The organism is Marinobacter lutaoensis (assembly GCF_001981305.1).
Classification (GTDB): domain Bacteria; phylum Pseudomonadota; class Gammaproteobacteria; order Pseudomonadales; family Oleiphilaceae; genus Marinobacter; species Marinobacter lutaoensis.
This window is the reverse complement of sequence record NZ_MSCW01000006.1, coordinates 1-23,915: the sequence shown is the minus strand read 5'-3', so window position 1 is coordinate 23,915 and position 23,915 is coordinate 1. Positions and strand designations below refer to the sequence as shown.

Genomic DNA, 23,915 nt, shown 5'->3' with positions numbered 1-23,915 from the left:
TCTTCCTTAGAGTTCGCTCCAGAGAAGCGGATTAACTTCCCCTCTTTTTCTAAAATTAGTAAACCCAATGAGATTTTCAACCAATTGAGTTTAACTTTTAAAAAATTTCAACTACAGTGTCCCTACTGTCGAGTAGACAGCTGATAAAAATTGCGTTTAGCTTTTCTTTCTGCCGCGCAGGCAGCATCAATAGTTGGCGGGCTAGATCGTTTTATTTTCAACGCCTTCGCGTAAAACCCAGCGCCGGATGAAACGCCCAGCCCTGGGTGCTCTGATCCAAGGACAGGGTCCCGAAACGCCGGGCACACACGTCCGGCGTCAATCCCATCTCATCCGCCAGGGCCTGCAGTGCTGTCAAGTAGTCCTCCGCGCCCCAGGTCACGATGCCCTCGGCCGGTTCCAGCTCGACGGGGTGGAACAGGTGGTCTACTGGAATGTAGAGATCCCGACGCTGACTGCGGTCGAACTCCACCTTGTACAGATTGACGTTCAGGCAGTCATCATCCGGCAGCAACACCAGATCATCCTGCTGGGTAGCGCTGGCGCGGAAGCGCTGCTTGCGCTGCAACAAGGCGGTGAGCATGGCACCGGGCTGGCGGTAGCAGCTGGCCGCCGACAGCGGCGGCGCCATAGAACGCTGGCGTCGGCGGCGGTTTCCCGTCGGGGTGGCCGGCGCCACCGGCTCAGCCAGCATCTGCGCCTGCAACCGGGCATGTTCCAGATCGACCAGGCTGTCCCTGGGCCGGAGTTCCCCTCGCGGCAGAATGCGCGGCCGCGCATCGATGACCTCCCGCTCCTCCGGTTGCAGGAGGCGAGCCAGGTCATGGCTGTTCAACCGGTGGTCATGGTCCTCGAACCCGGGACGGCAGAAAGCGGGCTGGCCCGGCCGCTCCAGGGCCTTCAGGTTGGTATGCAGCAGTGCGATATTGGGCGAGTCGCAAGGGCCAACACGATGGCGGCGCACCCGCCCGGCCAGCTGGATCAGCGAGCGCATGGACGACGGCTCGACGATGGCCCAGTCGTAATCATGGTCTCGCCCCACCTCCGAGACCGGGCTGGCCAGAACGATAAACAACTGATCCTGCTGCGAGTGGGCATCCAACCTGCCGCGAATCTCAGGCCGATCAAACACGGCCTGAGCGTCCTGGCGGTTCAGGGCGCCATCCAGCTGCTGCTCGATGGCGGAACGGAGCAGCAGGGGGTACTGGGCGTGGTAAACGCACAGATGCATCCATGTGCCAGCTTCCGCGCCGAGATGGTAGATCGCCCGCGCCACCTCGACCAGTGGCTCGATGTTGGCCATCCGGATCAGCCCGAAACTGACCCGCTTGCCGGAGTGGGGGTCGACGGTATGGTGAGCGTGGTGCAGCCGGTACGCCTGCTGCCGAAGGTCCCATGCAACGCGCTGACGTACGGTCTCCGCCTCGTCAGTGGCCGCCGATAACCGCACCAGCTGCGCACGACGCCGGACCTGATCCTGCGCCAGCTTATGGTGGCGCCGTTCCACAAAGGCACGGTGTGCCGAGGCAAACGCGTGCTCATCCGCGCAATCCTGATGCTGGCGGTCGTGCTCATCAAACCAGGCGCAGCAGATATTCACAGGCGTTCCCGGTTCGCCCCGGTTGCGTTGGTAAATCTCCCGGCCCGCCTTGTAGGCTCGGAACAGCCCTTCGGACAGGGCCGGCGGCAGGGTGGCCGAAGACAGCAGAACCCGGCTGCCCAGCAGGCCCGCCCAGTAGACCAACCGCGTCAGGGCGGGCAGATCGTTCAGGTCGAAATCGTCAATTTCGTCCAGCACCAGGTCGCTGCTCATCAGGCGCAGCATCGGGGCGATCTGGTGGCCCCCCCGTTCGCTCTCGGTCGCCGGCACCAGATGATCGACGGTACACACCAACACCGGCGCCGAGATCAGCGCCTTGATGCGATCATCGTGACCGGCCGTTTGCAGCACCGGGTGATCGGAAAAACCGCCTTCAAACACCACATGGCTGTCCTCGGGAACCAAGGCCTGTACGGAGGCGGAACCGCTTTGCTCGGCCTGGCGTTCATAGAATTCGTGCAACTGGCGGCTGGCGCTACCCCCCACGCGCACGGCCAGCTCATCGTCCCCGAGATTCAAGCGATCACGATAGGCCTGTCCGGTCTGTAACGTCAGGGTGCGCAGCCCGAGCGCAACGGAAAATCGCGCGCCTTTGCGGGGGTTTGCCAGGGCGTACAGGATGCGTCCGTTAGCGAGGGTCTTGCCGCATCCGGTCGAGGCCATGTTGATCCCGAAAAACCCCTGACGCTCCGCCTTTTCCCGCAGTCCCTCGGCCAGATCAAAGGCATGATCCTGCCACCGAAAACGCGGCACCGCGCTGCGTTTCCGAAAGCCTTTATGCCGGGCCAGCCGGGGCAGATTGTCGCTCAGCGTCGGCAGGTGGTGACTGACGCGGCCACTGATTCTGGCCACCCCCAGCAGGTGTTCATCCAAGCGCTGGCACAACGCCCCCGTCTTGCGGTTGGTATTGGCGTACAACGGGTAATCGGCCTCGCCTCGGACGCGATCGCTCGGCTCGGTGAGGCTCGAGTAGTGGTGGTCGGACAGCATCAGGGTCAACCGGGCCAGGTGCATGACATAGGGGTTCTCCAACCAGCCATCGGCAGCCCGGTCCAGACGCTGTTGCAGGCGCTGTGCGTATTTGGCGGCCTGGGTGCGCCAGCGTCCCGTGGCGACCGGAAGCCGGGCTGAAAACGTCCAGTAGGGTTGGATCGGGCGGGGGTCGTCACCGTCGTGGCGCTGATTCCACTGCGCGTCCAGATCCAGCAGCGGCGCTTCAAGGTCGATCTCTCTCAGGCCCTCAAGGTCGGGGCGACAGGGCAGGCGATGATGGGTCAGAATCAGCCAGCCGATGGCACAGGCCAGCGGCGGCATCGTCCTGAACGGGTGGCGCTCCCCCTTATCAAGGCCATCCCGGGTCAGCCCGTCCAGCCAAGCGTGCTCATCCATGCCCTCATCCGCCAGGCGGGCCAGCCAGCCGGCGTCGTTGTCGGTGCCGACGAAGGCCTGAAAGAGACGTAACGAAATCCACTCATGGCGATAGATGTTCGGCCCGTCCTCGCCCCTGCCCTGAAGCCGGCGCTGAAACGCCTCACAGGCCTTGCCCAGATCGTGCATCAGGGCGGCCAGCGCGGCCAGCAGCTTGATATCTTCCGCGGTGTGCCAATCGTTCTCATCCTGCTGCCGCAGGATGTCCCGCCGGGTGGTGTTGGTTGGCGCGGCACCTTCTTCGTTAAAGCGGCCGGCATCGCCGACAATCCACAGCAGTTCGCTGTGGTCCCGACCGCGAATCCAGTGGCAGGCTACGGCGGTATTTTTGCGCGCGGTTTTACGCAATAACTTACGCAGCGTCGTCAGCCCATCCCAGGTAATGGGCGTTTGCCAGGTGCGCTCGCCGCGGCGTTCCGCAAACTGATCCAGTATGCGCCGCGTCTCGGTCAGCGCGTTTTTGCTGCAACGGGAGATCAGTAGCACGTTCATGCCCCGCCCCCTCCAACGCGAGTGGCAATGTCTTTCAGCGTCTCGATCATAAAGTCCAGCGCCTCGGCTCGGGTCAGGGATTCAATGCAGTGGCGGCGAAACTCCTGCTCCTGTTCCCCTTTTACCGCGGACAAAAAGGCCTGCGGCAGCACCAGCGCGTCCTTGACCAGATCGGCGACATCAAACACCAGCCCACCCCGGCGGGTCTTGCCGTGCAGGACGGCAAGACCATGCGGTAATCCCAATACCCAGGTCGCGGTAGCCCCCAGTCCATACGCAAGGTAGTTGCCATGATCCAGGAACCGGTTGGCCGGATCGGTGCCGCTGCCCCGCTTGGCGCGCACGAAATCACCGTACGCCACCGTCTGGGCCGCCAGCTTGAACAGGTGTTTGGTCAGTCGCGCCTCTTCGGTCAGCAGCTCCATGACGTTGGCGGCCCGCTGGAGAGATTCCCGATGCCGGTCCAACAGGGGCACCAGCTGGCCGGATGAAACCTCAAACCTCTGTTCTTTCAGAAACCGGTTGCCGAGCCAGTGCTTCTGCAGCTGCTCAAGCCGGGCCTGCTGGATCAGGCGCGCGGCGTCCAGACGCTTGCCCTCATCGAACCAGAAGCGCACCCAGTGCTGCAGGTACTCCGTTGGCCGGTACTCGCTTTGGGGCGAAAACCAGGCCACGTCGATATCCACTTCGTTGGCACTGAACAGCGGAGTACCGCCACCGCCGCAGAACCCCACCAGCACACCGGCCTTGGCCAGTTCGCGCATGGCGGCCTGGGTGATGGAGGTTCCGGTCCCCAGCAAGACCGTGGTGGTGTTTGCGATCGGAATGTTCCAGTAGTGGGAACGCCGGCCTTCATCGGTGACATACTCAACCCGGCCGCCGTTTACCAGGACCCGGCAGTGTTCCAGATAATAGATATTGGCTCTTTTGGAATGGAGGATGGTTTTCAGGTCGGAAGGAGAAACGTCGTCCATGGCAGCTCCCGCGCGCGAGGGTTAGTCAGTCAGCCGATCTTGGCATACGTCCAACATCAGCGATAACACAGCGGCCGTCAACCATCAGGGCCACCGACCGGGCTTGAGCCGGCCGGTGGCCGCCGCGCCCTACTCCGCGACCACGGCTTCACCGCTGCGGGCAGTGCCCCGGCGGAACAGCAAAATCAGCGGGATCGCCGCCAGGGTCATCCAGGCCATGGCCTGGAAGTCGTTGAGGTAGCTGATGGCGGCGGCCTGGCGGGTAAGCTCCTGATTGAGATAGGCCAGAGTCTGATCGCTGCCGAGGGCGGGCATGTCCAGCAACGCCCGGACCGGTTCCCGGAACGGGGTGAGCTGTTCGCCCAGCACCGCGTGGTTGATCTGAGTGTTGCGGGCAGCCCAGGCCACCATGACCGAGATGCCGATGCTGCTACCGATGTTGCGCATCAGGCTGAACATGGCGGTCCCCTCGGTGCGGTAGCGGTGATCCAGGGTCGAGAACGTGATGGTGCTCAGGGGCACGAATACGAAGCCCAGCCCCAGGCCCTGGACGATGCCCGTACGCACCAGGGCCATGGGCGCAATTTCCAGGTTGAAGTGCGACATTTCAAACAACGAGACGGCGGTCAGGGTCAGGCCGAACCCCACCAGCAAGCGCACGTCCACCCGGTTCACCAGCCGTCCCACCAGCAGCATGGCGATCATGCTGCCGATGCCCCGGGGCGCCAGCACTTCACCGGTGGTGATCACCGGGAACCCCATCAGGCTTTGCAGGAACGGGGGCAGCAGCGCCAGAGTGGCCAGCAGCACCACGCCCACGATGAAGATGAAGGCCAGGCCGATCACCAGGTTGCGGTCCCGGAACAAGCCCGGTTCCAGGAACGGATCCCGGGCCGTCAGCATGTGGGCAATGAACAGGTAGAGACACACGGCGCACACGATGCCTTCAATGACGATTTCCCGGGACGAGAACCAGTCCAGGCTCTGGCCCCGGTCCAGCATCAGCTGCAGCGAACCGATGGCCAGCGACAGCAGGGTGAAGCCGAACAAGTCAAAGCGCCGGCGCATCCGCTCCGTTTCCGGCACGAACATCAGGATGCCGGCCAGGGCCAGCACGCCCACCGGCAGGTTGATCAGAAACACCCAGCGCCAGTTGTAGTATTCGGTGAGGTAGCCACCGAGGGTGGGGCCGAGGATCGGGCCCACCATGACTCCCACGCCCCAGATGGCCATCGCCGAACCGTGTTTTTCCTTCGGAAAGGTGTCCAGCAACACAGACTGGGACAACGGCACCAGGCCGGCGCCGAACACCCCCTGCAACAACCGGAACAGGACGATCTGGTCCAGGGATACGGCAACGCCGCACAGCAGGGAGGTCACGGTAAAGCCGGTGACGGATACCACGAACAGGCGCTTGCGGCCAAACCGGGCGGAAAGGAACCCCGTCATGGGGGTCATGATGGCGGCGGCGACGATGTAGGAAGTGAGCACCCAGGCGATCTGTTCGGAGGTGGCCGACATGCTGCCCTGCATGTGCGGCAGGGCTACGTTGGCGATGGTGGTGTCGACCGCCTGCATGATGGTGGCCAGCATGATCGACACGGTGATCAGCGCGCGGTTGAGGCCGGTATCCGGCGCCGTCGCCTGGGCGTTCACCCTTCCGCTCCGTCCCGTTCCGCCGCGGTGGCGCTACCAACCAGGCCACGCACCCAGGACACCACCGGCGCCAGGAAACCGGGACCGCGATGGTGCCAGCCGGTGTCGATTTCCACCAGCACACTCAGGCCCGAACGCAGGCGAACCGCCTCAGGCAGCGACTCCAGCTCAATCCGCACGGGCACCCGCTGCACCACCTTGACCCAGTTGCCGGTGGCATTCTGGGCCGGCAGGATCGAAAACTCGGAGCCGGTGGCGCCGGCAATGCTGCCAACACGACCTTCCAGCTCCAGATCCGGGTAGGCATCCACTTCGATCGTCACCGGCTGGCCCTCGCGCACATGGGTCAGCTGGGTTTCCTTCAGGTTGGCCTCGATCCAAACGCGATCGGAGGATACCAGAGTCATGGCGGAACGACTGGGGCCGACGTACTGGCCCACCACCGGCACCTTGGCGGCAAGGCCGTCCAGCGGCGACACCACCACGGTGTCGTCCAGATCCTGGCGGGCGGCCGCCAGGGCCGCCTCGGCTTTCCGGTACATGGGGTGGTCGCTTACGGCGATGTCCGGATCACCGGCCAGGCCCGCCCGCAGCCGGTCCAACGCCTTTTCAGCCTGGGCCAGTTGCTGCTGGGCCAGTTCCCACTGATGGCGGTAGCTGTCCAACACCGACTCGGACACCGCATGACTGCGGGCCAGTTCCATCTGGCGCTGGTACTCGCGGTGGGCGAACTCCAGATTGCTGCGCGCAATGCGCAGCTGCTGCTCCTGCTCCCGGTACTGGGCCTTCAGGGTCTCGATCTGGGTCTGCACGTCCGCGAGGGCGGACTCCGCCTGCGCCACTGCGATGCGGTAGCGGCTGGGGTCGATGGTGAACAGCCGGTCACCGGCGTGAACCGGCTGATTCTCCACCACCGACACCTCAAGGATGGTGCCGGCCACTTCGGGCACGACCGACACCTTGTCCGCGTGCACGTAGGCGTTCTCGGTCTCGACGTAGCGGCCGCCCAGCAGATAAAGGGTCCCCGCGGACACCAGGGCCACGAGCGGGACGATCACCAGTAGGAGAAAGCGCAGGGTGGCCCGCCCGGACAGCGCCGACAGGCGACGCAGCGCCTTGATGTTGTGGATGTCTTGTGTCATGTCCGTTCCCCGAAGCATGGGTTGGTCATTTGTTGTGTTCTTGTCAAAAGGCAAAGAATTATAAGCTTGCTTATTTTTTCATGGAACCGGGACTTTCGGTTTTCCACAGTCATCGGGTCAGTGCAGGCGCCGGCGTACCACGAAGGTGGCGGCGGAAAGGGTTACCACCGCGGCCAGCGCCATCGGCCACAGGTGGGCGATCACGGCACCCGCCGGCAGGGCCTTTAAGAAACTGCCCTGCACGATCACCAGAAAGTGCGTCAGGGGAATCGCCTGGGCCAGCCACTGGAGTGGCACCGGCATGTTCTCCACCGGCGTGGCAAAGCCGGACAGCAGCACCATCGGCACGCCCAGGGCGAAGGCGCCGAGAATCGCCTGCTGCTGCGTCTCGGCGATGGCCGACACCATCAACCCGATGCCGACCACGGAAACGATGAACAGCAGCAGCGCCAGGGCCAGCCAAGCCAGCGACCCGGTGAATGGCACCTGGAACAGCCACAGCGCCGCGTTGATCATCACCGTCCCCATCACGAACCCGACCAGCACCGCCGGCAGGCATTTGGCGAGGATGATTTCCAGGGGTGTGGTGGGCGATACCAGCAGCTGGTCAAAGGTCCCCAGCTCCCGCTCCCGGGCAATGGAGAGCGCCGTGACCACCAGCGCGATGAACATGGAGAGAATCCCGGACAGGCTCGGCACCACGTACCAGCGGTAGATCAGGTTGGGGTTGAAGTCATGTCTCGTCACCAGCGGTTCCACCCGGCCGTCCTGGGCCAAAGCCATCGCCTCCAGGTAACCGAGGGCGACCTGGGCGGTGTTGGCCTTCTGGCCGTTCAGCAGCACCTGCACGGTTGCCGGCGCCCCAGCCAGCCGGTCCCGGGAAAAGGTTTCCGGGATGTGCAATGCCAGCAGCACCCGCCCCTGCTCCAACAGCTGCCGCTGGTGGCCGGAATCGTGCACGCGGATCACCTCGCCCACGAAGCTGGCGTGGCTGACCTCGGCGATGAATGCCTCGGCGGCCGGGCCCGGGTCCTCGTTGAACACGGCGATGGTGGCGTTGCGCACTTCCAGGGTGGCGGCAAAGGAAAAGATCAGCAGCTGCAACAGCGGCGGCAGCACCAGGATGGCCCGGGCGCGGGGGTCCCGCAGCAGGCTCAGCAGTTCCTTGACAACCTGGGCCAGCAGGCGCGAGGCATTCATGTCAGGGCTCCAGGCTTTTGCGGGTCCGGGCCCGGGCCAGCGCGAACATCACCGCGCCGATGGCCAGCATCGCCAGCATGTCCCGCAGCAGCAGCGGCCACACATCCCCCACCAGAAAGACACTGTGTAGGGACTCGATGAAATAACGGGCCGGCACGATCAGCGTCAGCCAGCGGATCGGCGCCGGCATGGCATCGATCTCGAACAGGAAGCCGGACAGCAGGAAGGCGGGTAAAAAGCCCGAGAACAGCGCGGCCTGGGCGGCGATGAACTGATTCCTGGCCAGCGCCGAGATCACCAGCCCCTGGCCCAGCGCGGGAACCAGAAAGCAGGCGGACACCAGCAGCAGGGTGCTCCAGCTGCCCCGCAACGGCACGTCAAACACATGGATCGCCAGCAGCGTGCTGCCCAGCGTCGCCACCAGGCCCAGGGCGAAATACGGCAACAGCTTGCCCAGCAGGATTTCGGGAATACGGGCCGGGGTGGACAGCAGCGCTTCCATGGTCCCCCGCTCCCACTCTCGGGCCACCACCAGCGCCGTCAGCAGTGTACCGATCATGGTCATGATGATGGCGATGGCGCCGGGCACCAGGAAGCGGCGCGTTTCCACTTCCGGGTTAAACCAGAACCGGGGGACCAGCATCACCGGTACCGACAGTCCCCGTTCCGCCAGCCAACTCGACAACACCCCACGGGCATAGCCCGCCACGAAGCTGGCGGTGTTGGGCTGGGTACCGTCGGTCACCACCTGCACCAGGGGCTCACCACGCGCCAGACGACGGTCGAAATCGGCCGGAATGAGCACGTAACCCTTAAGCTCGCCCCGCACCAGCAGCGGCTCGACCTCGCGCCGGTCCCGGGCCGGCCGTACCCGGAAATAGGGCGTGCCGGCAAACTCCGCCGCCAGCGACCGGGCCTGGGCGCTGTCCGTCTGCAGGACCACCCCAAGGTGCAGCTGGCGGATATCCAGAGACACCGCGTAGGCAAACAGGAACAGAAGCAGCACCGGCAACACAAAGGCAATCAGCATGGCGGACGGATCCCGCAGGATCTGCAGGCTTTCCTTCTTCACCAGAGCCAGCAGGCGGCGGCTAGCCATGCGCCTGAGCCTCGATCAGGTGAATGAACGCCTGCTCCATGCTCGCGCCCTGGCCGGCCCGGGCCTTGAGGGCGTCGGGCGTGTCCAGGGCGATCACCCGGCCCCGGTACATCAGCGCGACGCGATCGCAATATTCGGCTTCGTCCATGAAATGGGTCGTCACCAGGACGGTCACGCCCTTGCTTACCAGGCCATTGATGTGGGTCCAGAACTCCCGGCGGGTGATGGGGTCCACCCCCGAAGTGGGCTCATCCAGAAACAGGATCGGTGGCCGGTGCATCAAGGCGCAGGCCAGCGCCAGGCGCTGTTTGAACCCCAGCGACAGCTGGTCCGGGGCGCTGTCCAGTAGGGGTTCCAGCTGGAATCCCTCGATCATCTCCCGGATACGGGCCCGTTTCTCGCGTCCGCGCAGGCCGTAGACGCCGGCATAGAAAGACAGATTCTGACGGACCGACAGCAGCCCATAGAGGGAAAACTTCTGGGCCATGTAACCGAGCCGAAGTTTGGCATCGCTGGCGCCGTGACGGAGATCGACGCCGGCCACCCGCGCCTCGCCAGAGGACGGTTTAAGCAGGCCGCACAGCATCTTGAAAGTGGTGGACTTGCCCGCGCCATTGGGGCCAAGCAGGCCCATGATTTCCCCCGGGCGCACGGTGAAGCTGACGTCGTCCGCCGCCACGAAGTCGCCGAAACGACGGGTCAGATGGCGGCAGGACACCCGGTCCCCCCGGGTCGTGACCGCCGGCATCCGGTCGGCCAGCGGGGAATGACCGCCGGGGCCACCCCCCAGCAGATCGATGAAGGCGTCCTCGAACCTCGGGGGCGCGGCGGACACCTCGCCCAGGGAAGCCAGCGCAGCCCCCGCCCCGGTGGTGCCTTCCGCCAGTACCACACGCACGCACTCGCCCTGGATGGTGGCGTCGCGGACGTCTGGCCTGGCCAGCACCTGCGCCAGCAACGCCCGCTTGTCACCGGCCGATGCCAGGCGAAAACACCGGTGCCGCAGGCGTTCCGTCAGCGCCTCCGGGCGGCCGCTGAAATGCAGCCGGCCCTCGTTCATCAGCAGCACCTCCTCGCACTGCTCAGCCTCCTCCAGGTAAGCCGTCGCCCAGACCACCGCCATGCCCTCGCCGGTCAGCGCCTGGACCATTCGCCACAAATCCTGCCGGCTGACCGGGTCCACGCCGACCCCGGGCTCGTCCAGCAACAACACCTTCGGTGAGGTGATCAGGGCACAGGCCAGACCCAGTTTCTGCTTCATGCCTCCGGACAGGCGCCCGGCCAGGCGGTCGGTGAACGGCTCCAGCCGGGTGAACGCCAGCAGCCGGTCGAGGGTGGCTCGGTAGTCCGCCTTCGCCACCCCCCGCAGTTCCGCGTACAAATGCAGGTTTTCCTGAACCGTAAGGTCTTCGTACAGGCCGAACCGCTGCGGCATGTAGCCCACGGACTCAGCCAGGACCTCACTGTCCTGAACCGGGTCCAGCCCGGCCACCCGGAGCTGGCCCTGATCCGGCGTCAGCAACCCGGCCATGAGCCGGATCAGCGTGGTCTTGCCGGCGCCGTCCGGCCCCACCAGCCCAGTCAGGCGACCGGCGGCGATGCGCGCGGAAATCCCCCGCAGGGCCCGGGCCTGGCCGAAGCGCTTGTGCACGTCGTCCAGAACGATGGCGGTCATGGCCGGCCGAGCCGGATGGTGACCGGCATCCCCTGCAAGAGCTGATCGTCGGCGTCCGGAACCCGGATCCGCAGGCGGTATACCAGCTCGGTCCGCAGCGCTTCCGTCTGCACGGTCTTGGGAGTGAACTCGGCCCGGGGCGAGACGAAGCCAACTTGGCCGGCGTAGGCACGTGGGCTGCTGTCGGTGGTGACCGTGACCTCCGTTCCCGGCGGCACCTCGCCCAGGCGGGCTTCGCTGACGTAAGCCCGAACGTACACCGGGTCCCGCAGTGCCAAGCTGACGACGGCGGTACCGGCCTGCACCACAGTGCCAGGTTCCACCACGCGAGTCAGCACCACGCCGTCACTCGGGGCGATCAGCCGGGTGTCCGCCAGCGCCGTGTCCGCCTGGGCCGCCTCGGCCCGGGCCAGGTCCAGCTGAGCCCGGGCCGCGTCGATATCCTCCTGCCGCGCGCCTTCTTCCAGCAACGACAGGGTGGCCCGGGCCGCCGCCCACTGCGCCCGGGCCTCGTCCAGGGCGTAGCGGGCGCTGTCCAGGGCCTGCTGACTGGTGGCGCCGGAGGCCGACAGTTCCCGCTGGCGCCGGTACGCCAGTTCACGGCTGGCGAACACCGCCGCCGCCTGTCGCTGCGCCTCCCGGGCCTGCTCGATTTCCTGGGCCCGGCTGCCCGCCTCCAGCCGGGCCAGGGCCGCTTCGGCCTGGGCTACCTGGGCCCGAGCCGCGGCCACCGCGTGTTGGAACGGTTCATCGTCCAGTTCCGCCAGCAGCTGGCCAGCCGAGACCCGGTCCCCCTCCTCCACCGACAACCGCGCCACCCGGCCGGACTGGCGAAAGCCAAGGGACACCTCCCGAACGTCCACGTTGCCGTAAAGCACCAACGGCCCGTCATCGGCGTCCTGACCGCGGTACCAGGCGTAGCCGCTGGCCACCAACAGCGCCAGCACCAGCAAAGCAAGCAATGCTTTTTTCATCGCGCAGGTTCCTCTTGCAGCAACAGGCGGATGTTGGTGAACAGACGATTCTTGATGGCCTCGATGTCCGGCTGCTGCCAGCCCAGATGACGCTGGATGCCGGCCCGAGCAAAGCGCCACACGATCACCTGCCCGATCATGGACACCACCAGCAGTTTCACATCTCTCCGGTCAAGGGCCGGACACAGGTGCGCCACCACCCGGGTCAGGGTGTCCAGCACCCGGCCCATGAAGCGCTCGTACAGGGCCTCGAACGCGGGCCCCGGCTGCTGCTGCTCGCGCAGGATCAGCTGGGACCAGTACTCGGTTTCCGGCTGCACCATCAGCTCGGCCATGCCACCGCAGACCCCTTCCAGCACAGCCAGGTAGGACGGCCTCGGCACCTCGGGTGCCGCCAGCATCGCCTCCAGGGTGTCCACCCGGGCAGCCATACGCTGTTCCAACGCCTCGGTGATCGAGACAAAGACGGCCTGATACAACGCCTCTTTGCTACCGAAGTGGTAACCGATCAACGCCTGGTTGACGTTCGCCGCCTGGGCGATCGCCCGAGTGCTGGCACCGTGGTAACCGGCCTGGGCAAACACCCGGGTCGCGGCCTTGAGCAGGGCGTCGCGGGTGTGGTCACCCTGACGCTTGCGGGAGTCCTTGGACATAAGAGTTTAGTTATTCGATTGAATAACTATAGAGAATAGACGGAGCAGCGGCGCCTGACAACCTCCGTCGGCGGCGCCGCCACTCTCAGCCGAGATTTCTGCGCACGAACTTCTGAATCTCGCCCACGATGCCATTGCGGAACGCCAGCACCGTCAGCACGAAGATGCCGCCCAGGATCGGATCCACCCAGTCCCGCAGGGGACCCTGGGACAGCTGGTATTCCACGTTGACCACGAAGGTGGCCCCCACCACCGGCCCCAGCAGCGTGCCCATGCCCCCCACCAGGGTCATCAGAATGACTTCGCCGGACATGTGCCAATGGGCGTCGTTCAGGGAAGCGAGCTGGAACACCACGGACTTCAGGGAGCCGGCCAGCCCGGCCAGCGCGGCGGAGATCACGAAGGCCAGCACCTTGTGGCGGTCCACGTTGTAGCCCAGGGACACGGCGCGGGGCTCGTTCTGCTTGATGGCCCTGAGCACCTGTCCGAAGGGGCTGCTGACCACCCGCTGTACCAGCACGTAGCAGGCGATGAACACCGCCAGCACGAAGTAGTACATGTTGTGGTTGTCCTCCAGGCTGATCAGGCCGAACAGTTCACCCCGGGGAATCCCATGCATGCCGTCTTCACCGCCGGTGAACGGCGACTGCACATAAAAGAAAAACACCAGCTGGGACAGCGCCAGGGTAACCATGGCGAAGTAGATACCTTGGCGGCGGATGGACAACAGTGCGAAGGCCAGGCCCAGAACGGTGGCGACCAGGGTACCGGCCAGGATTCCCAGCTCGGTGGTCAGCCCCGAGTGTTGGCTTAGCAGATAGCCGGTGGTGTAGCCTCCGGTGGCCAGAAACGCGGCATGGCCGAAGGACAGCAGCCCGGTGAAGCCAAACAGCAGGTTGAAGGCCACCGCGAACAGGGCGAAGCACAAGATCTTCATCAGAAAGACCGGGTACAGCACAAAGGGCGCCACCAGCAGGATGGCGATGAAGACGGTGTTGATGGCCAGTTTCTTGCGGTCCTCCGCCTTTTGCTGAGCCAAGATGGTGTTGTGAATGTCTGCCGGGTTGACGGGCTGGGTCATGCTCACGCCTCCTTACCAAACAGGCCAGTGGGCCGGACCATCAGGACCACCACCATGACCAGGAAAATGACCGCGGACGACGCCGGCGGATAGAAGGTTTTGGTGAGGCCCTCGATCACGCCCATCAGCACGCCGGTGATGATGGCGCCGCCGATGGAGCCCATGCCACCGATCACCACCACGGCGAAGACCACGATCAGAATGTGCGAGCCCATCACCGGGGTGACCGAGTAGATCGGTGCCGCCAGCACGCCGGCAAAGGCCGCGAGCATGACACCAAAGCCGTAGGTCAGGCTGACCAGCAGTGGCACGTTAACGCCAAACCCCTGCATCAGCTGGGCATCCTCGGTGCCGGCACGCAGATAGGCACCAAGCTTGGTTTTCTCGATCATGAACCAGGTACCGAAGCACACCAGCAGCGCAACCCCGATGACCCACGCCCGGTAATACGGCAGGAACATGAACCCGAGGTTGATGCCGCCCTTGAACATATCCGGCATGGCGTAGCGCAGGCCGGACACACCGTACAGGTTGGTGAGCACGCCCTGCACCAGCAGGGCGATGCCGAAGGTCAGCAGCAGGCTGTAGATATGGTCCTGCCCGGCAATGCGGCGCAGCAGGAAGTATTCGACGAGCATGCCGAACACCCCGACCAGAAGCGGGGCCAGGAACAGCGCCACCCAGTAATTGACGCCCAGGGCGTCGAACAGGATGACGGTTGCCATGGCGCCGAGCATGTACATCGCCCCATGGGCAAAGTTGATGATCTTGAGCAGGCCGAAAATAACCGCCAGGCCAAGACTCAGCAGCGCATAGAAGGCGCCGTTAATCACCCCGATCAGCAGCTGCCCGGAAAGGACCGCCAGGGGCACACCGAAAATCATGGTCATGTTGCAAACTCCAGAGGCAGCGCGGAGGTTGTTGTCGCCGTTGCGGAGCCCCGGGAAACCGGCCGGTGGCCGGACCCGGGGCTGGCCCGGTTATTTACTGCTAACCAACGGGCACTTGCTCTCGGAGAGCGGACGGTAGGCTTCGTCCGCCGGGATGGTGCGCAGGATCTTGTACAGGTCCCACTCGCTCTTGGACTCGGCCGGCGTTTTCACCTCGGCCAGGTACATGTCGTGCACCATACGGCCATCGGCGCGAATGCGGCCGTTCTTGGCGAACATGTCGTTGATCGGGGTCTCCATCATGTGCTTACGCACGGTCTGGGCATCGTCCGAACCGGTGGCCTCCACCGCTTTCAGGTACTGCAGAGTGCTGGAGTAGATACCGGCATGCACCATGGTCGGCCGGACGCCGGTTTTCTCCATGAAACGGTCGGACCAGGCACGGGTTTCGTCATTCATATCCCAGTACCAGCCGGTGGTGAGCTGGATCCCCTGGGCCGCTTCCACGCCCAGGGCGTGCACGTCGGTCAGGAACAGCAGCAGCGCTGCCAGTGTCTGGCCGGACTGGGTGATACCAAACTCGCTGGCGGTGTTGATGGCGTTGGTGGTGTCGGCACCGGCGTTGGCCAGGGCCACCACGTCCGCGCCCGAGGCCTGGGCCTGCAGGATGAAGGAGGAGAAATCCGGTGTCGGGAACGGGTGACGCAGGGTCCCGATCACCTCGCCGCCGTTGGCTTCCACCACCCGGGTCACGTCACTTTCCAGGGCATGACCGAAGGCGTAGTCGGCGGTGAGAATGAACCAGGACTTGCCCCCTTCCTTGACCACCGCGCTCGCGGTGCCGTTGGCCAGCGGGTAGGTGTCGTAGACATAGTGGATGTGGTTGGGCGTGCAGTGCTCGTTGGTGATGCTGGAGGCGGCGGAACCGGACACGATGCCCAGCTTGTCGTTCTCCTCCAGGATGTCACTGACAGCGATGGACACGGATGAGGCCACCAGTCCGGCCACCAGGTCCACATCGTCGTTCTCGAGCCAGCGGCGGACCGTACTGGAGGCGACGTCCGGGCTGTTGCGGTCGTCGGCGCTCACCACTTCGATCTTGGCGCCGTTGACCTTACCGCCAAAGTCCTCGACCGCCATGTTCAGCGCCGCCAGGCCATTCGGGCCAGCCAAGTCGCGGTAGGTACCGGACATATCGGCCAGGTAGCCGATTTTGATGGTGTTGTCGGATATATCGGCCTGGGCGCCACCCACCATGAGGGCTGAGGCAACGGCTGAGGTCAGAAGCTTTTTCATCATTGTCATTGTTGTATCTCCGCTACTGTCTTGCGTTGGTTCGGGTTGTTGTTGTCGTGTTTCAAACCAGCCGTCCGGAAGGTCAGACCCCCAGGTAGCTGTCCAGCACCGATTGCTTGGCACTGAGCTCATCGGCACGGATTTCCTCAACGATCTGGCCGTGTTCGACCACGTAATGGCGGTCGGCCAACGGCGCGGCGAAGTGGAAATTCTGCTCCACCAGGACGATGGTCAGCCCTTTGTTTTTCAGGGCCACCAGCACGTCCCCCAGTTTCTCCACAATCACCGGGGCCAGGCCCTCGGTGATTTCATCCAGCAACAGCATGTTGGCGCCGGTGCGCAAAATGCGCGCCATCGCCAGCATTTGCTGTTCACCGCCAGAGAGCTTGGTGCCCTGGCTGAAGCGACGCTCATAGAGATTGGGGAACATGGTGTAGATCTCTTCCAGGCTCATGCCACCGCTGCGCACCACCGGCGGCAGGGTGAGGTTCTCCTGGACGTTGAGTGAGGAAAAAATGCCCCGATGCTCGGGGCAATACCCGACACCCAACCTGGCAATGTGATGCGGCGCGCAGGCCATGGTTTCCTCGCCGTTGACCATGATCGACCCGGTACGGCGGCCCACCATGTTCATGATGGCCTTGAGGGTGGTGCTGCGGCCTGCGCCGTTGCGGCCCAGCAGGGTGACCAGCTCACCACGATGCACCACCAAGTCGATGCCGTGCAGGATATGGGACTCGCCATAGAAGGCATGGAGCCCTGAAATCCGGAGCTGTTCGTATTCGCGATTCGATGCATGGGTCATGAGGCGGCCTCCGGAACGGATGGCGCGGCGCCCCGCTCGCCGCTGGACTCGGTCCCCATGTAGACCTCGCGGACGCGGGGGTCCGCGGACACGGTGGCGTAGTCACCCTCGGTGAGCACCGCCCCCTGGGCCAGCACGGTGATGCGGTCACACAGTTTGCTGACCACGCTCAGGTTGTGCTCCACCATCAGAACCGTACGACCCTCGGCGGCCTTGCGCACCAGCGCCACCACTCGCTCCACGTCCTCGGTGCCCATGCCCTGGGTGGGCTCGTCCAGCAGCAGCACGTCGGGTTCCATGGCCAGGGTGGTGGCCAGCTCCAGCGCCCGTTTGCGGCCGTAGGCCAGCTCGACGGTGGTGGTGTTGGCGAACTCGGTCAGTCCCACCGCGTCCAGCAGTTCCATGGCCCGTTCGTTGAGCCTGTTCAGGCGCCGGCCGGACTGCCAGAACCGGTAGGAGTTGCCTTCAAAGCTTTGCAGGGCGACGCGGATGTTCTCCAGCGCAGTCATATGGGGAAACACCGCCGAGATCTGGAAGGACCGGACCACCCCCCTGCGGGCGATGGTGGCGGACTTGAGGGCGGTGATGTCCTCTCCCTTGTAGAGGATCTGCCCGCGGGTAGGGATCAGAAACTTGGTGAGCAGGTTGAACACGGTGGTCTTGCCGGCGCCGTTGGGGCCGATCAGGGCATGGATGTCGCCCTGGCGGATCTTCAGGTTGACGTCATTGACGGCGACGAATCCCTTGAATTCCTTGACCAGGTTCCGTGTTTCAAGCACGTAGGCTTCGGTCATACGAAATCTGCCTTTTGTTATTGTTGTATTTTTCAACTTTCACAGATTAAATTGACGTATACGTAAACGTCAATACCTGCTAGCGGTATTTTTCCGGCGGAATCGAATACGTCAGGGTGGCATGGGCCACTGGCTCTTCCATGCCCTCGGAATAGACGAACACCTCACCCACCCCCATGGTGCGCCCCACCTTCAGCAACTTGGCCCGCGCCCGGATGGCGGCGTGCGCCACGGGCTTGCGCAGGAAGTTGATGTTGAGATTGGTGGTCACCGCCAGCGGCACCAGGCCGATCCGGCTGAGCAGCGCGGCGTACATGGCGACGTCCGCCAGCGCCATCATGGTGGGCCCGGAGACTGTGCCTCCGGGCCGCAGGTGAGACGCGTCCACTTCCTGGCGCATCTCCGCCCAGCCGTCCCCCAGCGCCTGCAGGGTGCCGAACGCTTCCCCCTGCGGGAACTGCTCGGTGAGAAACCGTTTCAGTTCCTCCAGCGAGACCTTCATGCCTCAACCTCTTCCTTGGCCCGATTGCGCAGGATGAAACGCTGGATCTTGCCGCTCGGCGTTTTGGGCAGCTCGTCCACGAACTCGATCTCGCGCGGGTAGGCATGGGTCGACAGGCGCCGGCGCACCAGCTCCTGCAGCTCGTCCTTCAGAGCCTGCTCATCCGCCGGCTCCTGCCCCGCCTTGATCACCACGTATGCCTTGATGATGGCACCGCGCTTCTCGTCCGGCTTGGCCACCACCCCGGATTCCGCCACCGCCGGATGCTCCAGCAGGGTACTCTCCACATCGGCGGGGCCAACCCGGTAACCGGCGGTGGTGATGATGTCGTCATCCCGGCCGCTGAAGGAGTAGCTGCCATCACCATGGCAGATCACCATGTCGCCGGTCAGGTAGTAACCGTTGACGAAGGGGTCCTTCTCGCCCCAGGTGTAGCCGTCGAACTGGAACAGCGGCGAGGCGTTGAGATCCACCGCCAGCTGGCCGATCTCGCCCTCGCCCACTTCCTCGTATTTCTCGTTCAGCGCCACGACCCGGTGCCCCGGCGCGGAATAGCCCATAGAGCCTTGCCGGGTGGGGTGTTCGAGCCCGTGGAAGTTGCAGCAGGTCATGCCGGTTTCGGTCTGGCCGTAGTGATCCTTGACTGGGCAGAAATGACGGTCGCGGATCCAGTTGACCACCTCCGGGTTTAGCGGCTCGCCGGCGCTGGACGCCACTCGCAGCCCCAGATTCTCACCCGGCGGCAGGACGTGATCGTTGGCCTTGAGCAAACGGTAGGCGGTGGGCGCGGCGGCAAGGTTGGTGATCCTGTACTTGCGGATCATGTCGTAAGTGGACTCCGGGGTGAACGCGCCCGGGTTAAAGTGGGTGGCATGCCCCATCAGCAAGGGTCCGACCACTGCGTAGTACAGGCCGTAAGCCCAGCCCGGATCCGCCACGTTCCAGTAGCGGTCCTCCTCGCGCAGGTCAATGGCGTACTTCATGTATACATAGAACGGCAACAGCGCCCTGGCCGGTACGGCCACGCCCTTGGCCTTGCCGACGGTGCCCGAGGTAAACATTTGCAGGAACGGATCGTTGCCGGTAACCATGACCGGGTCGAACCGGTCGGACTGCGCGGCCAGGGTCTCGGCGAAATCTGGAACCCCGGCACCGGCCTCGGCGGCATTCACGCACAGCACCGGCGGGCAGTTCTTCACGTCACCGAGCTTCGGGTAGTTGGCCGGGTCGGTGACCACCAGCCGGGTGCCGGCCCGCTCCAGCCGGTATTCAATGGCACCGGAACCAAAGGCGGTAAACAGGGGCTGGTAGACGGCACCGGCGCGCAAGGTGCCGGCAATCACCATCAGCAGTTCTGGCCCGCGGGGCAGCAACCCGGCCACACGGTCGCCCTTGCCGATCCCCTGGGCATGCAGATAGTTGGCGAAGCGCGCCGAGGCGGCCTTCAGCTGGGCGAAGGTCAGCGTGCCATCACCACCCTCGGAGGTTTCATAATAAAGCGCCACCCTGCCCGGGTCCGCCGCCCATTTGTCGCAGATCTCATGGCATACGTTCAGGCCGGTATCCAGGCGACCGTCCAGGATCTCCGCCGCCAGGGCGTCGGGGTCGAAATTCTCATATACGTCGGCGTAGTTCGGCAGGCTCATGGTGAACTCCTGTTGTTGTTATGGTCGATTGCACGAGTTCAGATTTAGCACAGGCCGCACTTTACGTAAAGGTAAACTTTAGGTTGAGTTCCGGCTCGACAGAATGTGGTGCAGGCCGTCGCATTCCACCAGCGGGTCGTCACAGTTGACGACGATTTCCGAGCGCGCCAGGACATAGGCCCGTCCGGTGATGGTGTTGTTGACCACCCGGTAGCCGCCCGCCCTGGTTTCGGAGGAAAACTGGCCGATAAATCCGGTGTTCCGCAGGGATACGGTCTCCAGGCGATCGCCCGGGCGGATGCGACCCTCGTGGTTCATCAGGGCCAGGCGGGCAGAGGTCCCGGTGCCGGTGGTGCTGCGGCAAATCACGCCCGGGTGCACGTAGGTGGCGGAACGGGACCGGACGTAACCCTCCGCCACCCGTTCCTCCGGCCCCATGAAATGCAGGAACGGCAGCGGGCCGACATCCCCAAGGGTGTAGTGGGAAAACCCCTGTTCGGCCTGGATGGCCTCCACGATGGCATGGGCCGTCCGCGCCAGGGCGCGCTCTTCGTCCAGAGTCAGGTCGAAGCCGAGTTCAGCGGCATCCACCAGCGCGTAAAATCCGCCGCTGTAGGCAACGCTGTACGTCACCCGGCCCAGGTCCGGCACCTCGATATGGGCGCGGTGGGTGTGGATGTAGCTGGGCAGTCCGCCACAGGTGACGGCTTCCACCACCCCGTCCCGCACCACCGCCTCGATCTGGACCAGCCCCGCCGGGGACTCCAGCATAAACCGCTGCCGTCCCTCCCGCTTGGGCACCCATCCGGCGTCCAGCACCGCGGTGGCCGTACAGATGGTGTTGGAACCGGAATAGATCGGGTACCCCATGACCTCCATAATGATGTATCCGGCAGCGGCCCTGGGGTCGGTGGCGGGAACCAGCAGGTCCACCGACATCTCCGGGATGCCGTAGGGTTCCGCCAGCAGCAACCGGCGCACACCGTCGGCATCATCCCGAAGATACGCCATCTGCTCACGCACGGTCCTGCCGGGCAGCGGGTCAATTCCCCCGGTGACAATACGGCTGACATCGCCACCGGCGTGGGTGTCCAGCAACTGCAGGCTCAGCTCCGGTTTCATGCGTCGGCCTCCAGGGCATGGCGTTGTCCATGTGCCGGCCACTGCGCGTCGGGCACGATAACGATCTTGCCCAGATAACGGCTGCCCCGGTTCACGAAATAAGCCTCGGCGCGGCGCAGCTCGGACAGCCGGAAAGTACCGTGCAGCACGGGTTTAAGCCTGCCCTCGCGAATCCATCTGATCAGCCGCTCGGCCTCGTCCCGGGTACCGTGGGAGACGCCGAAGATCCGCACTTGGTACAGATAGATGCGGGTCCACAGGATTTCACTGAGGTTGCCGCCGCTGGCACCGGCAATGCTCAGACGAGGGTAGGTGTCCCGGGCGTTCATATCGAAGATCATGGCGTCGATGAAGCGGTCGGTCATATCACCACCAACCAGGTCCATCACCGCGTCCATCGGCTTGCCTCCGGTCAACGCCTTCACCCGCGCCACGAAACCCGCCATGTCGGAGCGGTCCAGCACCGCCTTGGCACCCAAACCAAGCAGGGCCTCGGCCTTGTCCGGCGTACTCAGGGCATAGGGCTCGGCCCCCAGGATCCGGCACAGTTGGATCAGCGCGGTACCGACACCGCCGCTGGCACCGGTCACCAGCACGCGCTCGCCGGCCCGCACATCGGCAGCTGTCAGCATGTGCAGGGCCGTCTGGTACGAACACAGGCCCAGAGCCGCCACTTCGGCATCGCTCAGCTCGGGATTGGGAATGGCATGAAACTGGTCCGAGGGCACGGCCACGTACTCGGCGTAGCCGCCATCAGCCCCATGGCCGTAATAGTCCGGAGTCAGGTTGATGTCCCGTCGGTCGTCGGCATAAAGGTTGAAATCCAGCAGTCCCCGCTCGCCGATGCGACTTTCGTCGACGCCCTCGCCCACGGCCACCACCCGGCCGGCCACGTCGGCGCCCTGGGTACGGGGAAATGTCAGAGTGGGCCTGCCCCCCATCTGGAAGGACGTCACTTCCCCCTTGCGGGTGGGATACAGCCCTTCCCTCGCCTTGCGGTCCGTGTTGTTCTTGGCGGTAGCGGTCACCTGAACCAGCACTTCGCCCGGGGCCGGCCTGGGTGTCGGCACCTCCCAGTATTCCAAAGCCTCAAGGCCCCCGTGACCGGTCAGAACCATGGCTTTCATGGTGCGCGGGATCATAGGCACGATCACCTCCTGTCCATGGACCGGGCCGACCAACGACCCGGTGAATGACGTTCAAACGGTCAGGATAGGAAAGATCGGCCGGCGTGTCAGGGCCGGTTTCGGGCATCCGGTACCCCTGACCGACCCAGCGGGTATTCAGCGGGCAATGACCCGATACACCGGCCGCAGGCGGGGGATCTGTTTCAGGACCACCTGAATCACCGTCATCAGGGGCACCGCCAGCAGTACCCCCACCGGCCCCCAGAGCCAGCCCCAGAAGAAGATCGACACGAACACCACCACCGGGTTAATGGCCATGCGAAAGCCGTGAATCCACGGCTCCAGAAAAAAGCCCACCACCGTGGTCAGGGCCATGAAACTGAGGGGCGCCAGCGCCATCATCCAATAGGCATCGAGGGTAACCACCGAGACCAGGGCCAGCAGCGTCAGTGTCAGCACGTTGCCCAGGTAGGGAACAAAACGCGCCAGACCGGCGACCAAGCCCCAGACGGCCGGGTCCGGCAAACCAATGCCCCAACAGATCAGACCGGTGATCACGCCGACGGAAGAGTTACTGACGCCCAGCACGCACAGGTACTGGGCAATCTGGTGCTGGGAGTCATGGGTTATCCGCAACACCCGCTTACGCTGATGCCTGGGCAGCTGCCGGACCAGGTTGCGGATCAACCGGTCACCACTGACCAGCAGGAAATAGGTCAGGGCCAACGTCAGAGCCAGGCCGGCCACGAGGTTACGCGCCTGCGCCAACACCTGGCTGCGCCAGGACTCCGTTTGCAGTACCACCGTGGTGGTCGCCTCTCCACCCGAATCCGAAAACTCCTGCACCGACCGCTCCACTTCCTCCGCCGACTGGGCCACCCGATCAAGCTGTTGCCGAATCGGGCTCTCCCCCACCAGCAGCCTCGACAATCCCTGAGGTGCCCGTTCCGCCCATTCCAGAGCCGGGGTCGCCACCGCCCACCCCACGCCAACGAGGAGCGCCAGCAACAGCAACACCATCACCAGAGCGCTGACGACCCGGGGCACGCGCCACTTCACATAAGCCTTGCGAACCGGAGGTGACAGCAGCAGGCTGGCGAGGACCGCCAGCACGATCGGAAGGATGATCTGATGGGCCAGATACAAGGTGTACAGGATGCCCAGAGTGAACAGACCGTACACCGGTGTCGACAGATCCGATGAGACCCAGGGGCGCGCGCCCTCCTCGTGCTTCGTCGAGCGTTCCGGCATCGGTTCGTCCATGGTCTGCGGGCCCCTCCAGACAGTGTATTGGAAAGGCACCAGTCTACTGCCCGCCGCCCGACAGGCCAACCTTGCCTACAGCCCCAAGCAACGCCGGCGACCTTCGCAGCCAGACCTCCCGCCACCCCCGGGTGACACGAGCATTCCAGAGCGCTAGAATGCCCCGGTAATCAAGGATGAAACGCGTTCTGGGGAGGATACCCATAATTATGCGCAGAACGGTTCTCTTTACCCTTCTGGCCGGCCTCACCGCCTGCTCGTCTCCAACCATCACCAGCGAGTCCCTGTCCCCGTCGGAGATCAACGACATCCGGGCCCGGGTCGCCGAACATCATCCGGACCTGTCCACCCGCAAACAGCACGAAGTCACCCAGCTGGTGGTTCGCGCTCTGGACAACATGGTGTTCATCGAAGGCGGTACCTTCGTCATGGGTGACTTCGGCATGCCCTGTGAGCCGGGCTCGACCCAAATGTGCCAGATCGATTACGACACCGA

General features: G+C 64.3%; 19 protein-coding genes and 1 pseudogene. 1 reads left to right on the top strand and 19 read right to left on the bottom strand.

Annotation, left to right across the window (positions count from 1 at the left end):
- Window positions 1-217: 217 nt before the first annotated feature.
- From cas3f to BTO32_RS08275, 19 genes are all read right to left on the bottom strand, one after another.
- Complete coding sequence (gene cas3f, locus BTO32_RS08365) at window positions 218-3,520, bottom strand: type I-F CRISPR-associated helicase Cas3f (protein ID WP_076724186.1); 3,303 nt, start codon at window positions 3,518-3,520, stop codon at window positions 218-220.
- Window positions 3,517-4,494, bottom strand: a complete 978-nt coding sequence (cas1f, locus tag BTO32_RS08360; protein WP_076724185.1) for a type I-F CRISPR-associated endonuclease Cas1f — start codon at window positions 4,492-4,494, stop codon at window positions 3,517-3,519. Before cas1f ends, cas3f begins: the two co-directional genes overlap by 4 nt.
- Window positions 4,495-4,623: 129 nt before the next feature.
- Entirely contained in the window at window positions 4,624-6,150 is a 1,527-nt protein-coding gene (locus BTO32_RS08355; RefSeq protein ID WP_076724184.1) for a DHA2 family efflux MFS transporter permease subunit, read from the bottom strand.
- Window positions 6,147-7,292, bottom strand: a complete 1,146-nt coding sequence (locus BTO32_RS08350) for an HlyD family secretion protein (protein WP_076724183.1) — start codon at window positions 7,290-7,292, stop codon at window positions 6,147-6,149. The genes BTO32_RS08355 and BTO32_RS08350 overlap by 4 nt, the downstream gene beginning before the upstream one ends.
- Before the next feature lie 117 nt (window positions 7,293-7,409).
- Window positions 7,410-8,492, bottom strand: coding sequence for an ABC transporter permease (locus BTO32_RS08345; protein WP_076724182.1), 1,083 nt, complete (start codon window positions 8,490-8,492; stop codon window positions 7,410-7,412).
- A gap of 1 nt (window position 8,493) precedes the next feature.
- Window positions 8,494-9,591, bottom strand: coding sequence for an ABC transporter permease (locus BTO32_RS08340; protein WP_076724181.1), 1,098 nt, complete (start codon window positions 9,589-9,591; stop codon window positions 8,494-8,496).
- Complete coding sequence (locus tag BTO32_RS08335) at window positions 9,584-11,266, bottom strand: ATP-binding cassette domain-containing protein (protein WP_076724180.1); 1,683 nt, start codon at window positions 11,264-11,266, stop codon at window positions 9,584-9,586. The genes BTO32_RS08340 and BTO32_RS08335 overlap by 8 nt, the downstream gene beginning before the upstream one ends.
- Entirely contained in the window at window positions 11,263-12,240 is a 978-nt protein-coding gene (gene hlyD / locus BTO32_RS08330) for a secretion protein HlyD (protein WP_076724179.1), read from the bottom strand. Before hlyD ends, BTO32_RS08335 begins: the two co-directional genes overlap by 4 nt.
- The gene (locus tag BTO32_RS08325) at window positions 12,237-12,893 is read right to left on the bottom strand and encodes a CerR family C-terminal domain-containing protein (RefSeq protein WP_076724178.1); all 657 of its coding nucleotides are present in this window, start codon (window positions 12,891-12,893) and stop codon (window positions 12,237-12,239) included. Before BTO32_RS08325 ends, hlyD begins: the two co-directional genes overlap by 4 nt.
- A gap of 85 nt (window positions 12,894-12,978) precedes the next feature.
- On the bottom strand, window positions 12,979-13,974 hold the full coding sequence (locus BTO32_RS08320) for a branched-chain amino acid ABC transporter permease (RefSeq protein ID WP_076724177.1): 996 nt from the start codon (window positions 13,972-13,974) through the stop codon (window positions 12,979-12,981).
- Window positions 13,975-13,976: 2 nt separating this feature from the next.
- Window positions 13,977-14,864 (bottom strand): branched-chain amino acid ABC transporter permease, encoded by an 888-nt coding sequence (locus BTO32_RS08315; protein WP_076724176.1) that lies wholly within the window; start codon window positions 14,862-14,864, stop codon window positions 13,977-13,979.
- A 90-nt stretch (window positions 14,865-14,954) separates the two neighbouring features.
- Window positions 14,955-16,169, bottom strand: a complete 1,215-nt coding sequence (locus BTO32_RS08310) for an ABC transporter substrate-binding protein (protein ID WP_076724175.1) — start codon at window positions 16,167-16,169, stop codon at window positions 14,955-14,957.
- Window positions 16,170-16,242: 73 nt separating this feature from the next.
- Entirely contained in the window at window positions 16,243-16,965 is a 723-nt protein-coding gene (locus tag BTO32_RS08305; protein WP_076724174.1) for an ABC transporter ATP-binding protein, read from the bottom strand.
- Complete coding sequence (locus BTO32_RS08300) at window positions 16,962-17,759, bottom strand: ABC transporter ATP-binding protein (RefSeq protein ID WP_076724173.1); 798 nt, start codon at window positions 17,757-17,759, stop codon at window positions 16,962-16,964. The genes BTO32_RS08305 and BTO32_RS08300 overlap by 4 nt, the downstream gene beginning before the upstream one ends.
- Before the next feature lie 79 nt (window positions 17,760-17,838).
- The gene (locus BTO32_RS08295; protein ID WP_076724172.1) at window positions 17,839-18,261 is read right to left on the bottom strand and encodes a PaaI family thioesterase; all 423 of its coding nucleotides are present in this window, start codon (window positions 18,259-18,261) and stop codon (window positions 17,839-17,841) included.
- Window positions 18,258-19,907, bottom strand: coding sequence for an AMP-binding protein (locus tag BTO32_RS08290; protein ID WP_076724171.1), 1,650 nt, complete (start codon window positions 19,905-19,907; stop codon window positions 18,258-18,260). The genes BTO32_RS08295 and BTO32_RS08290 overlap by 4 nt, the downstream gene beginning before the upstream one ends.
- 78 nt (window positions 19,908-19,985) lie before the next feature.
- A complete protein-coding gene (locus BTO32_RS08285) occupies window positions 19,986-21,029 on the bottom strand; it encodes a proline racemase family protein (RefSeq protein WP_076724170.1) in 1,044 nt (347 codons plus the stop codon).
- Window positions 21,026-22,171, bottom strand: a complete 1,146-nt coding sequence (locus BTO32_RS08280; protein WP_076724169.1) for an alcohol dehydrogenase catalytic domain-containing protein — start codon at window positions 22,169-22,171, stop codon at window positions 21,026-21,028. Before BTO32_RS08280 ends, BTO32_RS08285 begins: the two co-directional genes overlap by 4 nt.
- Window positions 22,172-22,312: 141 nt before the next feature.
- Window positions 22,313-23,407 (bottom strand): AI-2E family transporter, encoded by a 1,095-nt coding sequence (locus tag BTO32_RS08275; protein WP_139339052.1) that lies wholly within the window; start codon window positions 23,405-23,407, stop codon window positions 22,313-22,315.
- A 221-nt stretch (window positions 23,408-23,628) separates the two neighbouring features.
- On the opposite strand from BTO32_RS08275, the pseudogene BTO32_RS08270 reads away from it, so the two are divergent.
- Window positions 23,629-23,915 (top strand): annotated as a pseudogene (locus tag BTO32_RS08270) (formylglycine-generating enzyme family protein); the annotation flags it as partial.